This is a genomic window from Rhizobium oryzihabitans (assembly GCF_010669145.1).
Taxonomy (GTDB): Bacteria; Pseudomonadota; Alphaproteobacteria; order Rhizobiales; family Rhizobiaceae; genus Agrobacterium; species Agrobacterium oryzihabitans.
This window is the reverse complement of the sequence record NZ_CP048632.1, coordinates 1,633,471-1,658,329: the sequence shown is the minus strand read 5'-3', so window position 1 is coordinate 1,658,329 and position 24,859 is coordinate 1,633,471. Positions and strand designations below refer to the sequence as shown.

Annotated in this window: 16 protein-coding genes, 1 tRNA gene and 6 pseudogenes; 14 read left to right on the top strand and 9 right to left on the bottom strand. The window is 60.3% G+C overall.

Annotated features, from left to right (window positions below; all coding sequences use genetic code 11):
- Positions 1 to 90 precede the first annotated feature (90 nt).
- Entirely contained in the window at positions 91 to 741 is a 651-nt protein-coding gene (locus G3A56_RS08655) for a response regulator (RefSeq protein WP_003493733.1), read from the bottom strand.
- A 254-nt stretch (positions 742 to 995) separates the two neighbouring features.
- Between G3A56_RS08655 and G3A56_RS08650 the strand changes: the two genes are divergently transcribed.
- On the top strand, positions 996 to 1,349 hold the full coding sequence (locus G3A56_RS08650; RefSeq protein ID WP_082183678.1) for a DUF952 domain-containing protein: 354 nt from the start codon (positions 996 to 998) through the stop codon (positions 1,347 to 1,349).
- Positions 1,349 to 2,440 (top strand): quinone-dependent dihydroorotate dehydrogenase, encoded by a 1,092-nt coding sequence (locus tag G3A56_RS08645; RefSeq protein WP_082183680.1) that lies wholly within the window; start codon positions 1,349 to 1,351, stop codon positions 2,438 to 2,440. The genes G3A56_RS08650 and G3A56_RS08645 overlap by 1 nt, the downstream gene beginning before the upstream one ends.
- 127 nt (positions 2,441 to 2,567) lie before the next feature.
- On the opposite strand, the gene G3A56_RS08640 is transcribed toward G3A56_RS08645, so the two are convergent.
- Positions 2,568 to 3,065, bottom strand: a complete 498-nt coding sequence (locus G3A56_RS08640) for a CAP domain-containing protein (protein ID WP_082183681.1) — start codon at positions 3,063 to 3,065, stop codon at positions 2,568 to 2,570.
- Position 3,066: 1 nt separating this feature from the next.
- The gene (locus tag G3A56_RS08635) at positions 3,067 to 3,333 is read right to left on the bottom strand and encodes a DUF6460 domain-containing protein (protein ID WP_003493739.1); all 267 of its coding nucleotides are present in this window, start codon (positions 3,331 to 3,333) and stop codon (positions 3,067 to 3,069) included.
- Positions 3,334 to 3,490: 157 nt separating this feature from the next.
- Between G3A56_RS08635 and G3A56_RS08630 the strand changes: the two are divergent.
- The 3 genes and pseudogenes from G3A56_RS08630 to G3A56_RS08620 all read left to right on the top strand — a co-directional run bounded on the left by G3A56_RS08630 (position 3,491) and on the right by G3A56_RS08620 (position 5,891).
- Positions 3,491 to 4,431 (top strand): annotated as a pseudogene (locus G3A56_RS08630) (class I SAM-dependent methyltransferase).
- Positions 4,432 to 4,566: 135 nt separating this feature from the next.
- A complete protein-coding gene (locus tag G3A56_RS08625; protein WP_003493741.1) occupies positions 4,567 to 5,178 on the top strand; it encodes a YitT family protein in 612 nt (203 codons plus the stop codon).
- Positions 5,179 to 5,250: 72 nt separating this feature from the next.
- A pseudogene (locus G3A56_RS08620) lies at positions 5,251 to 5,891 on the top strand (YitT family protein).
- 26 nt (positions 5,892 to 5,917) lie between these two features.
- On the opposite strand, the gene G3A56_RS08615 reads toward G3A56_RS08620, so the two are convergent.
- Together G3A56_RS08615 and G3A56_RS08610 are read right to left on the bottom strand one after the other, a co-directional pair.
- Positions 5,918 to 6,379, bottom strand: coding sequence for a carboxymuconolactone decarboxylase family protein (locus G3A56_RS08615; RefSeq protein WP_035227571.1), 462 nt, complete (start codon positions 6,377 to 6,379; stop codon positions 5,918 to 5,920).
- Positions 6,380 to 6,487: 108 nt separating this feature from the next.
- The gene (locus G3A56_RS08610) at positions 6,488 to 6,991 is read right to left on the bottom strand and encodes an RrF2 family transcriptional regulator (RefSeq protein WP_082183685.1); all 504 of its coding nucleotides are present in this window, start codon (positions 6,989 to 6,991) and stop codon (positions 6,488 to 6,490) included.
- Positions 6,992 to 7,112: 121 nt separating this feature from the next.
- On the opposite strand from G3A56_RS08610, the pseudogene G3A56_RS08605 reads away from it, so the two are divergent.
- Positions 7,113 to 9,631: pseudogene (locus G3A56_RS08605) on the top strand (ligase-associated DNA damage response DEXH box helicase).
- Positions 9,632 to 9,665: 34 nt separating this feature from the next.
- A pseudogene (pdeM, locus tag G3A56_RS08600) lies at positions 9,666 to 10,393 on the top strand (ligase-associated DNA damage response endonuclease PdeM).
- A 24-nt stretch (positions 10,394 to 10,417) separates the two neighbouring features.
- Here pdeM and G3A56_RS08595 read toward each other — a convergent pair.
- From G3A56_RS08595 to podJ, 4 genes and pseudogenes are all read right to left on the bottom strand, one after another.
- Positions 10,418 to 10,854: pseudogene (locus G3A56_RS08595) on the bottom strand (universal stress protein).
- Between the two features lie 159 nt (positions 10,855 to 11,013).
- Positions 11,014 to 11,841 (bottom strand): TIGR02186 family protein, encoded by an 828-nt coding sequence (locus G3A56_RS08590; RefSeq protein WP_003493748.1) that lies wholly within the window; start codon positions 11,839 to 11,841, stop codon positions 11,014 to 11,016.
- Positions 11,838 to 12,764, bottom strand: a complete 927-nt coding sequence (locus tag G3A56_RS08585) for a sulfite exporter TauE/SafE family protein (protein WP_003493749.1) — start codon at positions 12,762 to 12,764, stop codon at positions 11,838 to 11,840. The genes G3A56_RS08590 and G3A56_RS08585 overlap by 4 nt, the downstream gene beginning before the upstream one ends.
- 262 nt (positions 12,765 to 13,026) lie before the next feature.
- Complete coding sequence (gene podJ / locus G3A56_RS08580) at positions 13,027 to 16,797, bottom strand: cell division protein PodJ (protein WP_082184583.1); 3,771 nt, start codon at positions 16,795 to 16,797, stop codon at positions 13,027 to 13,029.
- Positions 16,798 to 17,175: 378 nt separating this feature from the next.
- On the opposite strand from podJ, the gene G3A56_RS08575 reads away from it, so the two are divergent.
- From G3A56_RS08575 to G3A56_RS08545, 7 genes and pseudogenes are all read left to right on the top strand, one after another.
- Complete coding sequence (locus G3A56_RS08575) at positions 17,176 to 18,972, top strand: acyl-CoA dehydrogenase C-terminal domain-containing protein (RefSeq protein WP_082183689.1); 1,797 nt, start codon at positions 17,176 to 17,178, stop codon at positions 18,970 to 18,972.
- A 32-nt stretch (positions 18,973 to 19,004) separates the two neighbouring features.
- Entirely contained in the window at positions 19,005 to 20,213 is a 1,209-nt protein-coding gene (locus G3A56_RS08570; protein ID WP_003493753.1) for an acetyl-CoA C-acetyltransferase, read from the top strand.
- A gap of 148 nt (positions 20,214 to 20,361) precedes the next feature.
- Positions 20,362 to 22,577: pseudogene (locus G3A56_RS08565) on the top strand (3-hydroxyacyl-CoA dehydrogenase NAD-binding domain-containing protein).
- A 155-nt stretch (positions 22,578 to 22,732) separates the two neighbouring features.
- Positions 22,733 to 23,158 carry a hypothetical protein gene (locus G3A56_RS08560; RefSeq protein ID WP_003493755.1) on the top strand — a complete coding sequence of 142 codons (426 nt, stop codon included), beginning with the start codon at positions 22,733 to 22,735 and terminating at the stop codon, positions 23,156 to 23,158.
- A 239-nt stretch (positions 23,159 to 23,397) separates the two neighbouring features.
- A tRNA-Phe gene (locus G3A56_RS08555) sits at positions 23,398 to 23,473 on the top strand.
- A 208-nt stretch (positions 23,474 to 23,681) separates the two neighbouring features.
- A complete protein-coding gene (locus tag G3A56_RS08550; protein ID WP_035227590.1) occupies positions 23,682 to 24,359 on the top strand; it encodes a hypothetical protein in 678 nt (225 codons plus the stop codon).
- A 12-nt stretch (positions 24,360 to 24,371) separates the two neighbouring features.
- Positions 24,372 to 24,791 (top strand): PIN-like domain-containing protein, encoded by a 420-nt coding sequence (locus G3A56_RS08545; RefSeq protein WP_080600149.1) that lies wholly within the window; start codon positions 24,372 to 24,374, stop codon positions 24,789 to 24,791.
- Positions 24,792 to 24,859 lie beyond the last annotated feature (68 nt).

Genomic DNA, 24,859 nt, shown 5'->3' with positions numbered 1-24,859 from the left:
GCCGAAAGCGGAAAAGCTCCTGTCATTTACTCCCGGAATCTAGACCATATCCGGCCCGGAGTAAAGAAAGGAAAGGAATAAAATCCTTGATCACGCCACCATGGCCGATGTGTTTATCTTGGCGAGCTGGATCACCGCCTGCGTGCGGCTGTCGACCTTGAGTTTCAGCAGGATCGCGGAGACATGCGCCTTGATGGTGGCTTCCGAAACATTCAGCTCATAGGCGATCTGCTTGTTCAGCAATCCTTCGGCCAGCATGCCCAGAACCCGGCTTTGCTGCGGCGTCAGCGTTCTGAGCCGGCCTATGAGATCAGCCACATCCGGGTCGTTTTCCTTGTCACCGTGGCTGCTCGCCGGTATCCAGACGTCCCCTTCCAGAACGGCGCGAATACCATCGCGAATATCGTCGATGCCGGAGGATTTGGAAATGAAACCGGAAGCGCCGAGTTCGATGGACCGGCGAACGGTGGTCGCATCATCCGTTGCCGAAACGATGACGATCGGCAGGCTCGAAAATTCCGCCCGGAGCGCCATCAGGCCTGAAAATCCGCTCACCCCCGGCATGGCGAGGTCGAGAAGCATCAGATCGGCGTCGTTACGCGCCGTCGCGGCACTTCGGGCGGCCTCGAAATCCCCGGCTTCTATGATGGTCTGCTGCCCGTCAAGACCGGATACGGCTTGTTTGAGGGCGCCGCGAAAAAGCGGGTGGTCGTCTGCTATGATAATGACAAGTTCCGACATTCTGGCCCCCTCCCAAGGGCGTTATGCGGTTCTTTCGCTGGTCTGATGCACTCCCATTTGCCGGCGGTCGAAACGCTACCGGCTCCTCCGCTCAAAGGTTGCTCCAATCGGTTACGCATTACAAGAAAAAGCTTGTGGACAGGCAGCCTTTGACGGCTTCAGCAATAAAAATGCGGTGGAAACTGTGGACAATCGACCCGCTTTGCGGCAAACCGCCCAGACTGAAAAGCCTTGGAAAGCCTTCGGAGAGCCCCATGCAGGAAACGCCCGCGATCATCTATAAAATCGTGCCGGAGACGTTGTGGAATGCGGCCAAAGCGAAGGGCGTCTTCGAAGGCGCCGCCATCGATCTGACCGACGGCTTCATTCATTTCTCGACGGCAAAGCAGGTGGCCGAGACCGCCGCAAGGCACTTTTCCGGCCAGGTTGACCTGCTTCTGATCGCGGTCGACGGGGGCGGGCTTGGCGACAAGCTGGTCTATGAACCCTCGAGAGGCGGCGATCTTTTCCCCCATCTTTATGCGTCTCTTCCCCTGACCGCCGTGCTTTGGGAAACGCCGCTTTCACTTGGCCATGATGGCCAGCACCAGTTTCCGGAGATTTTGTGATGAGCGGATTATTTTCCTCGATCGGCCGCAGGGGTCTGTTTCTGGTCGATGCGGAAAAGGCGCATGGCCTCTCCGTGGCGGCGCTGAAAAGCGGCTTCCTGCCGACCTGCATGGTGCCGCACGATCCGCGTCTGCAGCAGACCGTGGCAGGCCTCGTTTTTCCCAATCCGCTCGGCATGGCTGCGGGTTACGACAAGAATGCGGAAGTGCCGGGACCACTTCTGCGGCTCGGTTTCGGCTTTACCGAAATCGGTACCGTCACGCCGCGTGCGCAATCGGGCAATCCCAGGCCGCGTATCTTCCGTCTGGTCGAGGATGAGGGCGTCATCAATCGCCTCGGCTTCAACAATGAAGGCCATGCGGCCGCCCTGGAACGTCTGAAGCAGGCAAGGCTGCGCGGTATCGTCGGCGTCAATATCGGCGCCAACAAGGATAGCGAAGACCGCATCGCCGATTATGTGCAGGGCATCGAGGCCTTTTATTCGGTTGCATCCTATTTCACCGTCAATATCTCCTCGCCCAACACGCCGGGCCTGCGCGACCTGCAGGCGCGAGAAAGCCTCGCAGCACTTCTCGCCGCCGTGCTGGAACGCCGGAAAGTGGAGGCAGAACGCTTTGGCAAACGCATTCCGATCTTCCTCAAGATCGCGCCCGATCTGACCGAGGAAGGGCTGGATGATGTTGCAGAAGAGGCCTTGGCCCATGATCTCGATGGCCTGATCGTATCGAACACCACTCTTTCGCGCGAAGGCCTGCGGCCCGGTCCGCACAAGGGTGAGGCCGGCGGGTTGTCCGGCAAGCCGCTATTCGAGCTTTCGACCACGGTTCTCGCCAAGATGCGCCGTCGCGTGGGCGGCAATCTGCCCATCATCGGCGTGGGTGGGGTTTCTTCGCCGGAAACGGCATTGGAAAAGGTAAGGGCAGGGGCCGATCTGGTTCAGCTCTATTCCTGCATGGTCTATGAAGGCCCCGGCCTGCCGTCGTCAATCGTCAAGGGCCTGTCGAAGCTGGTCGCCCGCGAAGGCGTGGAGTCGATCCGCGACTTGCGCGACAGCGCGGTGGACCGCTGGGCCGACCGTAAGCTTGGCTGAGCATGATCTAAAGGTCGAGACGGTGCCGTCAGTTAAGAGGAGTGCTTCTTGTGGTGCGCCCTCCTCCTCATTCCTGTGACAGGCACAGGAATGAGGGTGGAGGGGTTTTAGCCCCCGCCCCATTATCTCACGCGCAGAGCACCATCGCCCAATAGGGCCGGTTGCGGCTGGCGGCATCATAGGCAACCGCGACGCCGAGGCCATTATAAGGCCCAAGCATGTTTTCGAGATGATGTTTAGAGCCGATCCAGGCCTTGACGACCCGCTCGACGCTGTCCTGACCTGCGGCCACGTTCTCCGCCGCTGGTAGCGGCACATTGCCGTCCTTCATGCGGATGAGGAAACTGTCGGTCAGGCCGATCAGATGCGCCATCTTCTGCGCCTTGACCATGCGGCCGGCCTGATAAGCGGCAGCACCGCTTGCTGCGCCATTAATGGCGAGTGGCGAAAGGCCCTTCGAGCGGCGCAACTCGTTAACCATCGGAAGCGCTGCCGCGGTCTCATCGCGGGTGCCGGACGGCATGCCCTTGTTGGTGGGCACGGAAACGCAGGCGGAAAGAACGGAGCCGGCGGAAATCAGCACGAAGCCGCGCCGGGTGAGCGTCTGGAATGATGTGTCGGTCATGTCAGCGGCGATAGCTCAGGAGACGCAGGATGATGAAAACGGGAATGACGATCGTAGCGCCGAGGATCAGATAGTCGCCGATTGCGCCCAGCGCATGGAAACCGCTGCGCCAGAGATCGACCACGAAATCGCGCGCGCCATAGATGATGTTCCACGGCGTCAATCCGAAGATCGCCATCAGAAAGCCGACGAGCAATGAAACCACCAGCAGCTTCACCACGGTACGGGCCACCGTATCACCCAGCATTTTGTTGACCTCACCGGCCATCAGCAAGTCTCCTGTTTTGTCCTGACATATGGGGCGCACCGCTTCGATGCAAGTTTTCGCGCACTATATCGCGCCATATTCGCCGCTGCCATGAAATAGGACTTGAGTTTTTTTATGGCTTGATAAATGACAGCCCGCATCTTCTCAGGAATCTTGAATGGCCCCAAACCAGTTTTCTTCCGGTGACGTCATTGCCGACCGCCGGGCGGACTATGCCCGCATGTTGGCGGAGAGCGGTGATTATCCCGCCGCCGCCGAACTCATGGAACAGGCGCTTGAACTTGCGCCACGGTGGACGGCGGGCTGGTTTCGCTTCGGGGAATATCACGAAAAGGCCCAGGAGACTGCAAAAGCCGTGGCGGCTTACGAGAAAGTCGCCACACTGGATACGGAAGGGCTGTTCGCAGCCGAACTGAAACTCGCGGTTCTCGGTGCCGCGGAAACACCCGAGCAGCCGCCGAGCCGTTATGTGGAAGGGCTGTTCGACGATTATGCCGACCGTTTCGAAACGTCGCTCGTCGAGAAACTGGATTACAGCGTACCGCAGAAACTGGCGGAGCTGATCGGCAGGGCGGCGGATGGCGGCGTCTTCGACACCATTGTCGACATTGGCTGCGGCACAGGCCTTCTCGGCATCGAAATCCGCTCCCTGGCAAAGCGGCTGGAAGGTTTCGATATCTCCCAGAACATGCTTGCCAAGGCCGAGGAAAAGGGTCTTTACGACCATCTCGGCCAGGCCGATCTTTCGCTGGACGCCGCCACCTCGGGCTGTTCAGCCCGGAAAGTGTGGAACACCGCGCCGGCCTTGTCGCCGCTGCCGATGTGATGATGTATCTCGGCAGTCTCGAAACCGTCATGCCGATCGTTTCAGCCCTGCTTGCGCCCTCCGGCTTCTTTGCCTTTTCGGTAGAGGATGCGGGGGATGAGGAGGGTTTCGTTCTGCGGGAATCTCTTCGTTACGCGCATTCGAAAAGCTACGTGACCGGCCTTCTGGAGCGGACGGGCTTTTCTCTCATCGAAATCCGCAAAACCACCATTCGCAAGGATGCCGGAAAACCCCTTTCCGGCATTCTTTTTCTTGCACGCGCCAAAGCCTGAACATCTCGTTTCTTGCCTTTTTCACGATAGGTCAGCCTTCCTTACGCATCCATCTTGATCGGCTGTTTTTTGCAGTGCAAAATACGCCGGAACCTGAGGGAAAAAAGCGTGAGCAGAACGAGAAGCGTTTACAGCATGTGGAGTTCGGACCCGGCGAAACATGCGCCGGTGGAAGACGTGCAGGGCATCGTCACCGGAGCCATCGTGTCGGCACTCGGCTTTTATCTGCTGAACAAGGTCGGCCTTCTGACCGGCGGCACCGCCGGCGTCGCCTTCCTCATTCATTATGCCTTCGGCATCAGCTTCGGCCTCCTGTTCTTTCTCGTCAATCTGCCGTTCTACTATCTTTCCTTCCGCCGCCTCGGTCTTGCCTTTTCCTTCAAGACCTTCATTGCCATCGGTCTCGTTTCGGTGCTGACGGAAGTGGAAGCGCGCTGGATGGTCATTGACAGCATCAACCCGCTCTGGGCGGCGCTGCTGGGCGGCTTGCTTTTGGGTTACGGATTGCTGGCGCTTTATCGCCACCGCGCCAGCCTAGGCGGTATCGGCATTCTGGCCATCTATATTCAGGATCGCTTCGGCATCCGTGCCGGTCTGATCCAGCTCGCCTTCGACGCTTTTGTGATGCTCTGCGCCTTCCTCGTCATCGATCCGGCCACCGTCGTCTATTCGATTGTCGGCGCTTTCGTGCTCAACATGTTTCTCGCCATTAATCACCGTTCGGACAGATACATCGTCGTGCGCTGAGTAAAGCCGCTTGAAATCCATCGCGCTTTTGCGCAATAGCTCGATCAAGGCCGGAAAATCAGGGGAACGGACATGGGCGATACGACTGTGCGCAAGCGCGTGAATATCTGGGCTTCCGCGCCCGATCGTCATTCGCTGCTCGAGGATGCCCAGGGCGTTCTGGCTGGCAGCATGCTCGTCTCGCTGGGTGTGACGCTGCTGTCCACCGCGGGCCTGCTCACCGGCGGCACGGTGGGCCTTGCCTTTCTGGCGCATTATTCCACCGGCTTCAGCTTCGGCGCGGTGTTCTTCCTCGTCAATCTGCCGTTCTATTATCTCGCCTTCCGCCGTCTCGGCCTTGCCTTCACGGTCAAGACCTTCTGCGCCATCGCCATGACTGCGCTTCTTTCCGAATATATGCCCGGCTTTTTCGCCTTTCAGAGCATCAATCCGGTTGCTGCCGCTCTCTTTGGCGGATTAACGGTCGCGGCCGGAATGCTGGCGCTGTTCCGTCATCGCACCAGTCTCGGCGGTTTCGGCATCCTCGCGCTTTATCTTCAGGATCGTTTCGGCTGGCGCGCCGGCCTCGTCCAGCTCGCCTTTGACGGCATGGTGCTGGCCTGCTCGTTCTTCGTGGCCACGCCTTTCGTCATCGTCTGCTCCATTCTCGGGCGCTGGTCATGAACCTGACGCTTGCCATCAATCATAGAAACGACCGCTACATCGCCATGTAGCGGCCGCCCATTTTGGGTTTAAGAGGTCACGCCGCCTTCGCAGCCGCATCGACCGGATGCTGCGAGCGGAAACCGACGGCGATGCGGTTCCAGGTGTTGATGGCGCCGATGGCGACCGTGATCTTCACGATATCCTCATCGGAAAAATGTGCTTTCAGCGTCTCGAAGGCGTCATCCGGGGCGCCGGTTTCGGCAATTTTCGTCACCGCATCCACCCAGCCGAGCAGCGCCCGTTCCTGCTGGGTATAAACGGGGGATTCCCGCCACACGCTCATCAGGTTGATCCATTGTTCGGAAAGCCCGTCATGGCGGCTCTCCTTCACATGCATGTCCACACAGAAGGCGCAGCCGTTGATGATCGAGGCGCGCAGCTTGATGAGATGAACGAAGCGACGCTCTAGCCCGCTGCCCTGAACGTAATTTTCCAGAGCCATGACGGCCTTGAAGGCTTCGGGCGATGCTTTGGCATAGTTGATACGGGTTTTCATGGGTCTCTCCATTGGTTGGGTCTGTTTGAAGTCATGCGTCATCGGTCCGGAAAGTGGCGAAGCTCTCCGGTGCAGGTCGATCTTTTTTTGGGGGCCTGTTTTCGGGTCTCAGCGCGTCATCGTCTTGCGCTCGTTCAGCTCCAGAAAGGCGCAGCCACGCGCGGCAATCCCGCCATCATCATTGGCGGCGAGATCGTCCAGAATATCGGCGATGGTAGTCTTGGCGAGTTCGGCCCGATAGGCCTTTTCCGCTTTCAGCATCGCGGCATTGATGCCGCAGGGCTTGGTGAAATAACGCCCCGGCAAGGGGTTTGGCCCGCGCTGGCGGATTTCTGCGCAGCGGAAGGCAGGCTGCGGCCCTTCGACGGCCAGCACGATATCGAGCAGGGTGATCCTGTCGGTCGCCCGAGCCAGACGGTAACCGCCCTTCGGCCCCGGCACGGTAGCAACAATCCCCGCACTGGACAGCGACTGGAGATGCTTGAGAAGATAGCTTGTGGAAACGCCGTGAAATTCCGCCAGCGCCGCTGCAGACAGCACGCCGCCTTCGGAAAGCCCCGCCAGCATGCCCACGCTGTGAATGGCCTGTTCCACGCCGTCGCCGAGTTTCATCCGACTTGTCCCTGTGCGGTTTGTTTCAGTATCGTGGATAAAATTTATCCGTGATTATGCTTTCTGTCAAGCGACCCCGTTCCGCCCTTCTTTTTTGCAGCTTTTTCACTACCTTGAAGACGTGAAACACACCGAGTCTCCCATTTCCGGCACCCATGTCGGCGCTTTGCCCCTTCCATTCCAGAAATGGTTTGCCGAAAAGGGGTGGTCTCCGCGCGCTTATCAATTGGAGCTGATGGCGCGGGCGCGCGGCGGCGAGAACATGCTGCTGATCGCGCCCACCGGCGCCGGCAAGACGCTGGGCGGCTTCATGGCCTCGCTCACCGATCTGGCAGAGCGCGGCAAGGTGCCGGCGGGCTCCGGCTTCGTCGGCGTGCACACGCTCTATATCTCGCCGCTTAAGGCGTTGGCGGTGGATATCGAACGCAACCTCACCAGGCCTGTCTCCGAAATGGGCCTGCCGATTTCCATCGAGACGCGCACCGGCGATACGCCGCAGGGAAAACGCCAGCGCCAGAAGGTCAACCCGCCGGATATTCTGCTGACGACACCCGAACAGGTCTCGCTGCTGCTCGCCAACAAGGAGGCCGAGCGCTTTTTCCGTGGCCTGAAATATGTGGTGCTCGACGAGCTGCATTCGCTCGTCACCTCCAAACGCGGCCATCTGCTGTCGCTGGCGCTCGCCCGGGTGCGCCGGCACGCACCCGATGTGCGCTTTATCGGCCTTTCGGCCACGGTGGCGGAGCCGATGGATTTGCGCCGTTATCTCGCGCCGCAGGGACAGGCTGAGCCGCCCGCCGGTCTCATCACCGTCGAAGGCGGGGCAAAGCCGGATATCTCCATCCTGAGCACGGAAGAGCGCATCCCTTGGTCCGGCCATTCGGCGCGTTACGCGATGAAGGATTTGTACGCCGCGCTGAAGGACCACCAGACGACGCTGATCTTCGTCAACACCCGCTCGCAGGCGGAGCTGATCTTCCAGGAACTCTGGACCATCAATGACGATAATCTGCCGATTGCCCTGCATCACGGCTCACTGGATGCCGGCCAGCGCCGAAGGGTGGAGGCGGCCATGGCCGAAAACCGGCTGCGCGCCGTCGTCGCCACCTCCACGCTCGATCTCGGCATAGACTGGGGCGATGTCGATCTTGTCATGCATGTCGGAGCGCCAAAGGGCGCGAGCCGCCTGGCCCAGCGCATCGGCCGCGCCAACCACCGCATGGATGAGCCGTCAAAGGCGATCCTCGTTCCCGCCAACCGTTTCGAGGTGATGGAGTGCCGGGCAGCCCTTGATGCGAACTATATCGGCGCGCAGGATACGCCCCCATTGCCGAAGGCGCGCTCGATGTTCTGGCCCAGCACATACTCGGCATGGCCTGCGCCGAGCCTTTCGATGCGGACGATCTCTATCGTGAAGTGACGAGCGCCTCGCCCTATGCCGATCTGCCACGCGCCACCTTCGAGCGGGTGGTGGATTTCACCGCCACCGGCGGTTACGCGCTGCGCACCTATGAGCGTTACGCCCGCATCCGGCAGATGAAGGACGGCCGCTGGCGCGTCTCCAATCCGGCGGTCGCGCAGCAATATCGCCTGAACCTCGGCACCATCGTCGAGGCGGCGGAACTCAATGTTCGCATGGTCAAGCGCAATGCCAAGGGCTCTGTCGGACGCGGCGGCATGTCGCTCGGCAAGGTCGAGGAATATTTCCTTGAACAGCTGGTGCAGGGCGATACGTTTCTTTTCGCCGGCAAGGTGCTGCGCTTCGAGGGTATCAGGGAGAATGAATGCCTGGTCTCCCAGGCCTTCTCCATGGACCCGAAAATTCCCTCTTATGCCGGCGGCAAGTTCCCGCTCTCCACCTACCTAGCGGATCAGGTGCGGTCCATGCTGGCAGACCCGGCACGCTGGCATGCCCTGCCGGATCAGGTGCGCGACTGGCTGGCGATCCAGAAGGAAAAGTCGATCATTCCCAAGCGCGACGAGTTGCTGGTCGAGACCTTTCCCTTCCGCAAGCGCTTCTTCATGGTCATGTATCCCTTCGAAGGGCGGCTGGCGCACCAGACGCTCGGCATGCTTCTGACGCGGCGGCTGGAACGGGCGGGCGCAAAGCCTATTGGTTTTGTCGCCACCGATTATTCGCTCGCCATCTGGGCCATGGACGATATCGGCAGCCGGCTGAAATCCCGCCGACTATCACTGGCGGACCTCTTCGACGAGGATATGTTGGGCGATGATCTGGAGGCATGGCTGGACGAGTCCTTCATGCTGAAGCGTACCTTCCGCAACTGCGCCGTCATTTCCGGCCTCATCGAACGCCGCCATCCCGGCAAGGAAAAGACCGGCCGTCAGGTCACTGTCTCGGCCGATCTTATTTATGACGTTCTTCGCAGCCATGAGCCGGATCATATCCTGCTGGAGGCCACGAGGCGCGATGCGGCCGCGGGACTTTTGGACATTGGCCGTCTTGGCGATATGCTGAAGCGAATCAAGGGCCACACCACCCACCGTGCGCTGGAGCACGTCTCTCCGCTTGCCGTTCCTGTCATGCTGGAAATCGGCCGCGAGACGGTGGCGGGCGAGGCGATGGATCAGGTTCTTGCGGAGGCCGCAGACGAGCTGATCGCCGAAGCCATGTCCTGAAGCATTAAACTGGAATGAAGGAACGAAGATAAAAGTGCTAAGCCGGCTGACATTGAGCGACAGGTTTTCGAATGGCTTCGAATGCCTCGGCAGCGAAACCGCCGTCAACGGCGTCGCCGCCTGGTGCGATCCGCTCGGCGGGCTTTACCTGCCGGACCTGTCTCTGCTCGTCGTTTCCGATCTGCATCTGGAAAAAGGTGCGGCCTTTGCCCGGCGCGGGCGCATGCTGCCCCTTACGACACGATCGCAACCCTCAAAATCCTGTCTTCGCTCGTCAGCCGCTACGATCCGAAGATCGTCGTCAGCCTCGGCGATAATTTTCACGACCGCGTCGGGTCCGAGCATCTGCCGCTTATGCTGCGCGAACTCATCCGCGAGATGGCCCGTAGCCGGGAATGGATATGGATCAACGGCAATCACGATCCTGATGGTACGGTCGATCTGCCGGGGTCTTCGGTGGACGAGATGTTTTATGGCAATCTCGTTTTCCGCCATGAGCCGAAGGTGGGAGATGCTGCAGGCGAAATCGCCGGCCACCTGCATCCCTCCGCCACGGTTCGCCGACGCGAAAAGACGGTGCGGCGGCCCTGTTTTGCTACGGATGGTTCACGGCTTTTGATGCCGGCCTTCGGGGTCATGAGCGGCGGGCTGGATTTGCGCCACAAGGCGATGCGCGGCCTTTTCGATCACGCTGAACTCGTGGCGCATCTGATGGGACGGGACCGCATCTATTCGGTGCGGTTTTCAAATCTGCTCGGCTGAGCGCAATCACTCCGCTTCGGCCGCCTATTGACGGTAGACCAGCACCGGTATCTTCGAGTTTTTCAGCACCTTGGCCGTGACACTGCCGAGAAGCATCTCGATGAAGCTTCTGCGACGGTGTGAAGCCATGGCGATGAGGTCGCAGCCGGTTCTGTCGGCGATTTCGATGATCGCCTCGTCCGGCCGCCCCGCCCGCGCCAGCAGCGCCTCGCAATCAAGCCCCATGGCTGCGGCGTGCGCCTGCGTGTCTCTCAGAAGATGCTCTGCCTCCTCGCAACGGTGGAATTCCTCTTCGGCAATGGCGGCAATGTCCTCGACATCGCTGGCAATCACGTGAAAGGGTTCGGATACCGTCACGACGGTCACCTTTGCGCCTGCCTCTCTGGCGAGAGCGAACCCTTGGTCGATTGCGATCTGCGCCAGCGGCGAGCCACGGTGGGAATGAGAATGTGCTTGAACATGACATTTCTCCTTTTCATCCCGGTCACAACCGCATTTGCCGCCATTAGCTGCGTGCGCGGTTGTAACATCTTGAATTTTACAGCAAACCCCGGAAGGAAGCGAATGCTATCTTTGCCCGCGCGGGCGGCAGACGCTCTCTTTTGCGCGATTGAAAACGCTCAGTCCTTGCGGAAGATGATGCTGGCGCCCCAGCCGGTGACGACGGCCAGCAGAACGCATAGCGCGCCATAGGCAAGCGGCGTCTGATGCGCCGCATCGGTGATCGCCTGTTCCATGCCGGTCTTGACGACGCGCAGTTTCAGCTCGCGCTGGGCGATGAACTTGCCGCTCTTGAACAGATAGGCACGGGCGGTGTGCACGCCGTTCGGCACGTTGGCCGGCAGGCGCAGTGTCGCCCAGAACAGGCCGGTGCGTTCCAGCCTCACCCCGGTCGTATCGTTGCGATAGATGCCGCTTGAAAGCTTGAGCCGACGATAGGCCTCCTGAAAATCGAAGACATTGTCAGGCACGCCGGAGAAGACCGCGCTTTTCAGCGACAGATGATCGACGCCAAGCCCCATGGCCCGCAAGGTGCCGGGAGAGGCAACGGCGCTGATATCGCGCGTGCTGGCCATGGAATAGGATTCCGGCAGGGGCGTGAAGGTGATGGCGCTGGTATTGATCCAGATGCCCGCCACCCGCTCCTTCTTGCGCACGGTCATATAGTCGCTCGGCCCTTCGAGCGTCACGACGATATCATATTGCCCGATGGCGAGCAGCAATTGGTCGGTATTGTTCAGCGCGCCGAAGAGAGTGAAATCCGCGCCGCGAAAATCCGAGGCGATGGGAATTTCTGTCGTTGAAGCGCCGATTTCGATGTTTTCCAGCAGGGATCGCTGTTGCGGACCGGGCGGCAAGGCAAGCGGCGGCGTCTGCGCCGACGCCATGCTCCCAAAGGCAAGGAATGGCACCAGAAAAAGTGCGGCAAACGACAGATGGCGGGTCAATAGCCTAACCCTCCGACGGCAACCGAAAACAGGTCTTCCGGGCGCACCACCAGCGATACTGCAAGGCGAAGGGCGACCGCGAGAACCAGCAGCGCCAGAAGCGCGCGCAACTGTTCGCCGCGCAATTTCTGCCCCACGCGCACGCCATATTGCGCGCCGATGACGCCGGCCACCATCAGGATGAAGGCCAGTACCACGTCGACGGAATAGTTCGTCGCGGCCTGGACGATGGTCGTATAGGCGGTCACGAAAATGATCTGGAACAGCGAGGTGCCGACAACCACGCTGGTCGGGATGCGGAGGAGATAGATCATCGCCGGCACCATGATGAAGCCGCCGCCGACACCCATGATGGAGGTGAGAATGCCGATGCCGAAACCCAGCGTCACGATGGGAATGATGCTGAGATAGATCTTCGATTTCTTGAACCGCATTTTCAGCGGCAGGCGGTGAACCCAGTTGTGATGGCCCGGGCGGCGCAGCGTTACGGTTTCGTTGCGGGCGGCGCGGCGCAGCGCGGAAATGCTTTCCTTCAGCATCAGCCCGCCAACGGTGCCGAGCAGGATGACGTAGAGCAGCGAGACAATGAGATCGAGCTGGCCGATGCTGCGCAGAAAGGAGAATATCCACACGCCGACCGTGGCGCCGACCAGACCGCCGACAAGCAAAACACTGCCGAGCTTGACGTCCAGCGTCCCGCGCCGGAAATGCGTGATGGAGCCGGAAACGGAGGAGGCCACCACCTGGTTCGCGCCGGTCGCAACAGCTACCACGGGCGGAATATTGTAAAAAATCAACAGCGGCGTGATCAGAAAGCCGCCGCCCACGCCGAACATGCCGGAAAGAAAACCGACAGCCGCGCCCATGCCGAGAATGATGAAAATATTCACCGACAGTTCTGCGATCGGCAGATAGACAGTCACGGCTCGGACCTCGGGCAAATGGTTCCGGGCGGCAGGGCTTGTCCGGGTGAGGGGGCCGCGCCGCGATTATACTTTCTGTCTGAAAAGACCGGGCATGCCCAGCCTTCATTCGTCATGCCCGCGAGGGTCTGACGTGTCAACATTCAACGGTAAATACGTTGATAATTTGGAAAGATAGAGACCAGGCGTGGGGCTGCGCCACATTCCGACGCCAAACTCAAGGGAAGCGGCCGCTGCGGCCGCTCCAACCGTTGCGGAACGGTTATTTGTTGCGGGCCAGCAGCGCGGTCACCAGTTCGTTGGTAATGCGCCCGTCAGGCGTCTGGCCCACGGATTTCTGGAAGTCCTTGATCGCGGTGACGGTGTTCTTGCCAAGCTTGCCGTCGGGCTGGCCGGCATCGAAACCGTTCTTGTTCAGGATTGCCTGAATGTTGCGGATCGCCTTTTCCATGTCCACGGAAGCGGTCTTGACGCCCTGCTTGCCGGCCCATTCCTCGGGCGGGTTGACGCTGTTGGCGTCTTCCGAAAGCGGTTTGACCTTCCATGTTTCCACTTTGGCCTGAGCGCTCTGAAGCTGTTGCGGGTTCATCGCTCCTGCAACCTCGTCGCGCTTCTGGGCAGCGTCGGCGTCGCCATCCTTGGCTGCAATCGCGAACCACTTGTAGGATTCCTCGATATCCTGCTTCACGCCGCTTCCGCGGGCGTAGAGAATGGCGAGGTTGAACTGGCTGTCACGGACACCGAGTTCGGAAGCCTTGATGAACCACTGTGCGGCGGCAGTGAAATCCGGTTGGCCGGCTGCGTCGGAGGCGAGCAGGACGGCGAGATTGTGCATCGCGCCGGCATTACCCTGATCTGCGGCCAGTGTGTAATAGCGCTTGGCTTCGGAAAGGTTACGCTCGACACCGTTTGCCTTCTCGTAAAGGTTGGCGAGACGATATTGCGCGGGCGCAAGGCCGCGATCCGCCGCCAGCTTGTACCATTTGGCGGCTTCCGCGCGATCGGCGGTCACACCACGACCGTCGGTGTAGCGTGCTGCAATCTCGAACAGCGCCTGTGTTTCGCCCTTGGCGGCCGCCTCGGCAAGCGATGCGGGCTCGATGCCGGCGGGAACCGTAATCGCGTCCTGCGCGGGGGTAGCCGTCGCAGCTGCTGGCGCCGGCGCCTGCGGCTCGTTCTTTGCAACCGTGTCAGGCGTCACCGTATCCACGACCGGTGCGTCGGCGACCGGTGGCTCGTCGGCAAGCGGTGCGCCGCCGATGGTGCGGGGATCAATGGTATTCTGCGGCGGTGCTGCGTTTTCGATGCTGTCGGCGGATGCCTGCTGCTGCGGATCGATGACGAGATCGGACGGGATTGTCACGGCCTTGTCGCCGGTCTCGGGCAGTGCGGAGACCGGAGCATTGTCCATTTTCTGTTCGATGAGCGGTGTCGGGGCTTCCGCGCCGCCGATCATCGTCTTGACGAGCGGCATGGCCATCATGGCGAGAAGAATGGCGCCGATACCGAGCAGCAGCGGGCGACGATAGCGCGACAGCGCAGAGGCGTCGGCCTTGCGGCTCTTCTTGCTGGTTTCAAGTTTCTCCGGTGACGTTTCCATGGCGGCGGCCTGAGCCGCGCGACGGGCAGCGGCAATGAAATCCGTCCGCCCTTCGGCGTCTGCAGCCTTGCCGCTGGCGGCAACCTGGCTGGCGCGCACGCGTTCCAGTATCTTCTTGATATCAGGCGCGCCCGAACCCGGCTCCAGTAGTTCGTTCTCCTGGCCGGCCGGCAGAACGTCGATCGGATCAAGCGACGGGGCCGGTTCAACCTGGGTGCGTGTCGAGGCGGCAGCCACGGGTTCTTCTACCGGTTTGGCGGTCTTTGCCGTGCCGGTTTTGAAACGTTTCGTCAGGCCGGCAAGCAGGCTTTTCTTTTCCGCTTTTGCGGGCTTGGCGGCAGCGGGCGGCACGATGGCATCCGCGTCGTTTTCGCCAGCGTCATCAGCGTCGAGAATGGCCTGCTCTTCGGCGATATAACCCTCTTCCGGGAAGATGCCAGCCGGCATTGGCACATCTTCGCGGGCGGAAGAGACCATATGCTGTGCGACATTGCGCGCGGCGGTCGTCTCCTGGCGATAGGCGGGGGCGGCATCGCGATTGTCGAGGCTGTCCAGCCGTCCGGCGATCTGCACCAGCGTCTCGTGCAGCGCCTCGAAGGTGCGGTGCGTGCGTTCCTCGGTGTTGCGGCTCAAGGCCTCCAGGCTGCGCAGATCGGTGGCAAGATCGGTCAGCATGGTCATGTCGGCGAGGTTTGCGCCGGAGGAGACATTATTGCGCGTAAAGGCGTCCAGAACGGCTTCGGCGGCCTGCCGTGCCGCTTCGATGATATATTCGTCGTTCGACGCCATATAGTCTTCGATCGCCGACATGCGGGCGTCGAGTTCGGGCGACATGCCCGCTGGCTGGTGGTGACCGGGCTGGCTGATCAGCGAGGAGAGGTGGGATATCTGGTTTTCGAGGCTTGCCAGCGCGCCGCTGTCGGCGGGTGCGGCATGGGCGGACTCGTCCAGACGGGCGGCGATATCGCCAAGCCGTTCTTCCAGGCGCGAAAAGGCGCTTTCGTTGAAACCGGATGCCGGCTGCGGCTGGCTGTAGCGATAGTCGAGATCCTCGATGCGCCGCGAAAGCGTATCGAGCCGTTCCGCCAGACCGTCATTGACGGCGCCGTGATCCAGCGCGTCGATCTTTTGGGAGATGTCGCTGAGGAAGGATGTCAGTTCCGCCTGTTGCGACGGGCGCTGCGAACGCTCCAGAAGCAGGGAAAGCTGGTCCAGCCGCTCATGCAGCTGTGCTGCGTCGCGCGCGGTGCTCAGCTCGTCGATCTTGCCGGCCAGCGTTTCGAGGCGGGCGGTCAGATCAAGAGCCGGTTCAGGCTTGGCGGCGGCAAGGCGGTTGATGTCATCAAGCTGTTCGGCAAGGCCGTTCAGACGGGTTTCCAGCCGCTGCGCCAGCGCGTTGTCCGTCGCCTGCGCATTGGAACGCGCGCCGGTCGCGGCAATCGCGCGGCTGATTTCGTCCAGCCGCTGGTCGAGACCGGAAAACTGTTCGGTAAAGGCAGCCTCATTGGGCTGCATATGTTTGCCAAGCTGCTCTACGGCGCTTGCAATCGCGATCAGCTTTTCCTCAAGCACGCGCACGGCCGGATTGTTGCTCATGCCGCCAAGCTGGGTCTTGATGTCGTCGAGACGATAGGCGAGCGAGACGACCTCATCCTGCAGCGAGGTCGCGTCGAAGCCGCGCAGCGTATCTTCCACATTGTTCCAGCGGCTTTCGATCCGGTGCACGCTGTCTTCACGCGCAAGCTGGTCGATCGTGAGGCGCAGGTCCTCGAATTCGTTGCGCAGGCCGTAGGCATCAGGAGCTGCGAGATTGCCGAGCTGGTCGATGCTGCCGGCAAGCCGTGCGATATCGTCGCGCAGATCGCCGATGAATTGCTGGTCTTCAGCGATGGCGCGAATGTTGCGAATTTCAGCGCGCAGCCCCTGCGCCTCGCGCGCTACGCCTTCGGAAATATCGTGCTTCAGCTCGTGGCGCAGGTTGACGAGCGCCTGTGCGATCTCCTGCAGGGCCGCGTCGTTACGCTGCTGCTCCTGATAGGGCGGGATGGAACGCGCACGCGGTGCGGCCGCCGCTGCCGCGGTCTGAACGTCGTTCGGGCGATATTCGGGCGCAAGCGGTCTGATGATGGTCCGTTCCGGGCGCGCAACGGGCTCCTGCGGGCGCTGGAAGCTTGATTCGAGCAGGCGCTGGCGCTGGCGGATTTCGTTGACGGGGTCGAGCTGCGGCGGGGTAATCGTGGCGCGTGGTTCGCGCGGCGCGGCGTAAGCCTCGGTTTTTGGTTCCGGCGCGGGGGTGGCCGCGCGCGGCTCGCGCGGGAACTTCTGGCTCATCAACCCCTCGATACGGGCTTCCAGGCCTTCAATGGTGCGATTGAGAGCATCAAGAGACGATCTGTCGCCTGGCTGTTGGGTTTTCGATCGCAATCCGTTCATCTTCTCGCTCGCTTCGCTTCCGTCCGGCGTGCCCGGTTGTTTGTCGCGACGGTTGCCTGTCTGGACATGCCGTCGCCGCAACAAGCAGCAATTCTAGAGCCGGTATTTGCCCCCTTTGAGGAAAATGCGCCGATGGACGAAGCAGTTACCTCTGTCGGGAGAATTCACGAAACGTGGTAAAGAAGTGGTTAACTATGGTCGGAATTTTTTAACTTTTGGGGCGCGTGGCCCTCTCGCGCGGGCGCAGACCATTCATTCGGCGGAAAGGGCGGGCGATAATCCGCCGGAATTTATTTGACGTTTACGCGCACGTCAAATATTGTCATCCCATATTGGCCGGATCGGCTCCGGCTTTCACGATGCGGAGGAACATCGGTAATGCCTGTTTACAAGGCCCCAGTCAAAGACACGCTTTTTATCCTGAACGACGTTCTCGGCCTCGAGCGGTATAACAACCTGCCCGGCTTCGAGGATGCAACCCCTGACATGATCGAGGCGATCACCGGTGAAGCCGCCAAGCTTGCCGAAGAGCGGCTTTTCCCGCTCAACCTTTCCGGCGACCAGCAGGGCTGCAAGCGCGCCGACGACGGTTCGGTCTCCGTGCCTGATGGTTTCAAGGAAGCGTACGACGCCTATTGTGAAGGCGGCTGGATCGGTCTTGCCGTTCCGCAGGAATTCGGCGGTCAGGGCCTGCCCTATACGCTTCATGCCGCGATCGGCGAATATATGTCGTCCGCCAACCTGTCGCTGATGATGTATCCCGGCCTGACGCAGGGTGCCATCGCGGCGGTTCTCGTGCATGGCACTCAGGAGCAGAAGCAGACTTATCTGCCGAAGATGGTCGAAGGCACATGGTCCGGCACCATGAATCTGACCGAACCTCATTGCGGCACCGATCTCGGTCTTCTGCGCACAAAAGCAGTTCCGCAGGGCGACGGCACTTACAAGATTTCCGGCCAGAAGATCTTCATCTCCGCCGGCGAACATTCCATGACTGATAATATCGTCCATCTGGTGATTGCCCGTATCGAGGGCGCGCCGGAAGGTACCAAGGGTATTTCGCTGTTCATCGTGCCAAAGTTCCTCGTCAAGGAAGATGGTACGCTCGGCGAACGCAATGGCGTCACCTGCGGTGCGATCGAGCACAAGATGGGCATTCACGGCAACGCCACCTGCGTCATGAACTATGACGATGCGACGGGTTATCTGCTGGGCGCGGAGAACAAGGGTCTCTCCGCCATGTTCGTGATGATGAACGAGGCCCGCCTCGGTGTTGGCCTGCAGGGTCTTTCCGTTGGCGAGATCGCCTACCAGAACGCGGTGGAATATGCGCGTGACCGCATTCAGGGCCGCTCGCTTTCCGGTGCCAAGTTCCCGGATAAAAAGGCTGATCCGATCATCGTGCATCCCGATATCCGCCGCACGCTGATGACCATCAAGGCCTATAACGAGGCCGGCCGCGCCTTTCTTCTGTGGACGGCGCTGCAATCCGACATCGCCCATCGCGCCGCCGATGAAAAGCAGCGGCAGGCGGCGGACGACCTGCTCGGCCTCGTCACGCCGATCCTGAAAGGTGTCTTGACCGACAAGGGCTTCGATCACGCCGTGATGGCGCAGCAGGTCTTCGGTGGCCACGGCTACATCGAGGAACACGGCATGAGCCAATATGTCCGCGATGCCCGCATCACCATGATCTATGAGGGCGCCAACGGCATTCAGGCGCTTGATCTGGTCGGCCGCAAGCTCGGCATGAATGGCGGCCGCGCCGTCATGGCGCTGTTCAAGGAAATCGGCGATTTCTGCGAGGAAAACCGCGCCGACGAAAAGCTGAGCCTCTACACCAAGGGCCTGAAGAAGGGCTTGAACGACCTGCAGGCCGCAACCATGTGGTTCATGCAGAACGCCATGGCCAAGCCAGACAATGCCGGTGCCGGTTCAACCGACTACATGCACCTCTTCGGCATCGTGTTGCTGGGTTACATGCAGGCCCGCATGGCGAAGGCGGCGAGCGAAGCCCTTGCGGCAGGTAGCACTTCGGACGAGGATTACCTCAAGACGAAGCTCGTCACGGCAAAGTTTTATATGGAGCGCATCATGCCGGAAACGGCGCTGCGCAAGGCCCGCATCGAAACCGGCGCGGACACCATGATGGAACTGGCTGCGGAAGCATTCTGACAGGGCGTTTCAAGCGCCGAGGGAGAGAGTTAATGACCGACGTTTATATCTACGACCATGTCCGCACCCCGCGTGGACGCGGCAAGAAGGATGGCAGCCTGCACGAGGTGCCTTCCGTTCGCCTTGCTGCCAAGACGCTGGAAGCCATCCGCGATCGCAACGGGCTGGATACATCTGCTGTCGATGACATCATCATGGGCTGTGTCGATCCTGTCATGGATGCCGGTGCGGTGATCCCGAAAGCCGCCGCCTTCGAGGCCGGTTATTCCAACAGGGCGCCGGGCATGCAGATCTCGCGCTTCTGCGCTTCGGGTCTCGACGCCATCAACTTCGCGGCCGGCAAGGTCAAGGCCGGGTCTGACGATATCGTCATCGCCGGCGGCGTGGAAAGCATGTCCCGCGTCGGCATGGGCATGTCGGGCGGCGCCTGGTACATGGACCCCTCGGTCAACTTCCCGGCCTTCTTCATGCCGCAGGGCGTCTCGGCCGATCTCATCGCCACCAAATACGGTTTTTCCCGTGACGATGTCGATGCCTATGCCGTGGAGAGCCAGAAGCGTGCGGCGCATGCCTGGGAAAAGGGCTATTTCAACAAGTCCGTCATTCCCGTGAAGGACCGCAACGGCCTGACGATCCTTGACCGCGACGAGCATATGCGCCCCGGCACGGACATGCAGGCGCTTGCCTCCCTCAACCCCTCCTTCCAGATGCCGGGTGAAATGGGCGGCTTCGAAGCCGTCGGCATTATGGCGCATCCGGAAGTGGAGCGGATCAATTACGTGCACCACGCCGGCAATTCGTCCGGCATCGTCGATGGCGCCGCCGCTGTGCTGATCGGCTCCAAGGCTGGCGGCGACGCGATGGGCGTGAAACCGCGCGCCCGCATCAAGGCTTTCGCCAATATCGGCTCCGATCCGGCGCTGATGCTGACCGGCCCCGTTGATGTGACGGAAAAGCTCCTGAAAAAGACCGGAATGTCGCTTGCCGATATCGATCTCTTCGAACTCAATGAAGCTTTTGCCGCCGTCGTGCTGCGTTACATGCAGGCTTTCGAGATCGACCACGACAAGATGAACGTCAACGGGGGCGCAATCGCCATGGGCCATCCGCTGGGTGCCACGGGTGCGATGATCCTTGGCACGGTGCTGGATGAGCTGGAGCGGCGCGACCTGAACACCGCGCTCGTCACACTCTGCATCGGCGCTGGAATGGGCACGGCGACCGTTATCGAGCGGGTTTGAGAGGCTTCGGCTGATACCGCAGCGGCTCCTCCGTCATCCTCGGGCTTGACCCGAGGATCTATCCCCGGTGCTTAGATCCTCGGGTCAAGCCCGAGGATGACGGAGAAAGCGAAGCGGCCATTAAGATTCAGGGAAGAGGAATCCCAAAATGAGCACTTACACCAATTTCACCATCGAGACGGACGCAGACGGCATTGCCCTCGTCACCTGGGACATGCCGGAAAAATCCATGAACGTCTTCACGTCAGAGGTGATGGACGAACTGAACGCCATTGTTGACGCGACTGTCGCAGATAGCGCCGTCAAGGGCGTTGTCTTCACCTCCGGCAAGAGCACCTTTTCCGGCGGCGCCGATCTTTCGATGATCAAGTCGATGTTCTCCTTCTACAATGACGAGAAGACGAAGAACCCGGATCAGGCGGCGGCAAAGCTGTTCGAACTGGTTGGCCGGATGACTGGCCTGTTCCGCAAGATCGAGACTAACGGCAAGCCCTGGGTTTCCGCCATCAACGGCACCTGCATGGGCGGCGCTTTCGAACTCTCGCTTGCCTGCCACGGCCGGGTCGCCTCCAGCGCCAAGAACCTCAAGATCGCCCTGCCGGAAGTCAAGGTCGGCATTTTCCCCGGTGCCGGCGGCACCCAGCGTGTGCCGCGCCTGACCGATGCGCAATCGGCGCTGCAGATGATGACGACGGGCCAATCGCTGACCGGCGCGCGCGCCAAGGCCATGGGTCTGGTGCATCAGGTGGTGGAGCCGGATCAACTGGTCGCCACCGCAAAGCAGATGATCAAGGACGGCCTGAAGCCGGTCGCACCCTGGGATGAAAAGGGCTTCAAGGCCCCGGCGGCGGCATCTGGACGCCCGCCGCTGCCCAGCTCTGGCCCGCAGCACCGGCGATCCTGCGCCGTGAAAGCGCCGGCAACTATCCGGCTGCACTCGCAATCCTCAAATGCGTCTATGAAGGCCTGCAATTGCCCTTCGACACGGCGCTGAAGGTGGAGCAGCGTTATTTCACGGAAATCCTTCGCTCGAAGGAAGCCTTCGGCATGATCCGCTCGCTGTTCGTGTCCATGCAGGAACTAGGCAAGGGCGCGCGCCGCCCGGCAGGCCAGCCGAAGACCGAGTTCAATAAGGTCGGCGTCGTCGGCGCGGGCTTCATGGGCGCTGCCGTCGCTTATGTCACCGCAGCCGCCGGCATCCCCGTTGTGCTGGTGGATCGCGATCAGGAGGCGGCCGACAAGGGCAAGGGCCATTGCGAGGAAAGCGTCAAGGCGGCCATCGGCAAGGGCAGGCTGACGCAGGAGGAGGGCAAGGCCCTGCTCGACCTCGTCACCCCCACGGCGGACTATGCGGCGCTTTCTGACGCCGATCTCGTCATCGAGGCCGTCTTCGAAGACCGGGATGTGAAAAAGGCCGTCATCGAGGCCGTGGAGGCCGTGCTGCCTGAAGGAGCGATCTTCGCCTCCAACACCTCCACCTTGCCGATCACTGGCCTGGCGAAGAACTCCAAGCGCCCGGCGGATTTCATCGGCATCCACTTCTTCTCGCCGGTCGAGAAGATGATGCTGACGGAAGTGATCCTCGGCAAGGAAACGGGCGACAAGGCGCTGGCCGTCGCGCTGGATTACGTGGCCAAGATCAAGAAGACGCCGATCGTCGTCAACGATACGCGCGGCTTCTTCGTCAATCGCTGCGTGCTGCGCTACATGGCGGAAAGCTACGACATGCTGATCGAGGGCGTACCGCCCGCCATGATCGAAAATGCCGCGAAATTCGCCGGCATGCCGGTCGGTCCGCTGGCGCTGAATGATGAGGTGGCCATCGATCTTTCCTACAAGATCCTGAAGGCCACCGTCGCCGATCTCGGCGAAAAGGCCGTCGACCCGCGCCATATGGAGCTGGTGAAGACGCTGGTGGAAGGCGAGGGCCGCTTCGGCCGCAAGAACGCCAAGGGCTTTTACGACTACCCGCCAAAGCCCGCCAAGAAGTCCCTCTGGCCCGGCCTGAAGAATCTCTATCCGCAGCAGAAGCCTGAGGATGTGGATATGGAAGTGCTGAAACAGCGCTTCCTCGTCACGGTCGCTCTGGAAGCCGCCCGCACGGTGGAAGAAGGCATCGTCACCGATCCGCGTGAGGCGGATGTCGGCTCCATCCTCGGTTTTGGCTTTGCGCCCTACACCGGGGGTGCGCTCTCCTACATCGACGGCATGGGCGTGAAGACTTTCGTGGCGCTCGCCGAAAAGCTGAGCGAGAGCTATGGCCCACGCTTCAAGCCGACGCCGCTTCTGAAGGACATGGCCGCCAAGGGCGAGACCTTCTACGGTCGTTTCGATCCCTATGCCAGCGCCGCCAAAGCGGCATAAGGCTTCAAGTAAGACATTCAACAGGCCCTTCGGGGCCTGTTTTATTGTGCCCGTCTCCCTGCTTTCCGTGCATCTTTTGCCCGCCTGAGGCGTTGAAAAGGCTGACAGGGCAAAAGCGCCCGCCGCCGCAATTCAGCGCGCCTCAGGAGACAGCGATGAAAGCACCACTGCGATCCCACGGTTTCGACAAGCCCTCGGACCTTGACGACCATCTGGCCGAACTGGACGAAGAGGCCGTGGAGAAGAAGGCTGCAAAACCCGCTGCTGCCCGAAGGGTGCGGGCCTCCGCCACACAGGAATCATCCTTGCGCGCGGAACTGGAAGATCTGCGCAAACAGCTAGAAAAGATTCGCCGCGACGTCAAACGGCTGGAAGCCGCCGCCAATCCGTCGCACCACAAAACCGCCGATGCCCGGCATGAGCGCGACCGCGAGAATTCGCGCCTGATGACGGTGGTGCGCTCCGTTGCCGTCACCTCGCTGGCAAGCCGCATCTTCGCCTCCTCGCCCGTCATGGCGGCGCTGGTGGCCGTTCTGCCAATCGCGCTTGGCCTTGCCGCACGGCGCAATGAGGGGGCATAAGCCATCCCCTGCCGCGCCACCGCCCGCTGGTCCGGCGGATGCCCAAGCGCTGGTTTTCCGCCGCAATCCGGCCTTCGCCGGGCAGACTTTTCAGCCATCCACAGGCGCCGTGAAAAAACTGTCAAAAAACTTCGCGATGGCGCTTGCCATGTCCGAACAAGATGTTATAACCCCGCTCACTTTCGGGGCACCAAACAGCCCCGCCCGCCAAAAGCGGAGGTTCTTCAAGGACCTGAAGTGCCCGGATAGCTCAGTTGGTAGAGCAGCGGATTGAAAATCCGCGTGTCGGTGGTTCAAATCCGCCTCCGGGCACCATTTTCTTTCAGTCATGTCCATCGTCTATGAAAATGCAGGATTCACTATCTGCTCAACGATGTGAGTAAATCAAACCAACCTATTTAACTATTCGTTCTTCGAACTAACCTCTTGCAAGAAGTGTGGCTAGGACTAAGTTTGCAAAACCGACGCGGCGCTGTTGACACAACAATCATGTGCTGGAACTACAGCATGGCGAGGGTACGTGATGGATGGACTGATTGGAGTTGGATTGTACACGCCGGCAGAAGCTGGAAGGCTTTTGCACGTCTCCCCGTCAAAGATATCTCGTTGGCTTAAGGGCCATTCAATCGCGGGCCGGGATTACCTGCCACTATGGGTGCCCGCAGTCGAATTCACAAACGAACGCACAATACTTGGTTTTCGAGACTTGATGGAGATACGGGTAGCAGATGCATTTCTGCGCGCGGGCGTTTCGGCTATTCAGGTGCGCGCCGCAATCGAATATGCGCGCGAAGTGCTTGACGAAAAATATCCGCTTTCTGCCGAGCGCTTTAAGACAGATGGCAGAAGCATTCTTTTGAGGGTTTTCGAAAATGATGCTGAAGGAATAGAGCGTGAGCGCTTGCTCAACCTTTTTCGTCGGCAATACGAATTTAAAGAGGTGATTGAACCTATCCTTAAAACTGTTGATTTCGATGATAGTGGGTCACCTCGGCTGTGGTATCCCGCCGGGCGAAGGATAAACATTCTCGTAGACCCGATGAGAGCTTTTGGGCAGCCAATCGATGGCATCACGAGCGTCCCTACAGCTGTCTTAGCTACCTCAGCAGCCGCGCTTGGGATTGAGGAGACATCAATTGCTTACGATGTACCCGAAGGCTCCGTACGTCGCGCCGTCGAGTTTGAACATTCCTTGAATTGACGGTGTAAGCGGTTGAAGGTCTTGTTTGACAACTGCACAGCCCCTCTCTTTGCGTCGACGCTTAATGGCTTCGTTAGCCACTATGGACATTCCGCAATTCACATCCGTGATGTCGAGGAGCTTCCGAATGGGCGCAATTCATCCGACCTCGAATGGATTGAGTATTTGCAGTCCTCAAACGAGGTTTGGACATTCATTTCCGGCGACGGACGAATATTGAAAAATCCAGCTGAGAGAGCAGCCTTGCGTTCAGCAGGTTTGCACGGATTTGTGCTAGCGCCCGGCTATCAGAAAACTCCTCTAAATCAGGTTGCTGCTATCCTTCTTTGGCATTGGCCGGAAATTCTTCGACTTACCGAAATTTTGGCGGCACCTTCCATGCATGAAGTACCTATTAAACGAATGACGCGGTTGAGAGCCCTACCGCTTTGAGCCGCTAGGTTGGAAATGCGGTTACTCTCGCGCATCACCGATTCTTCGGGAACGGATGGGCGGGACAG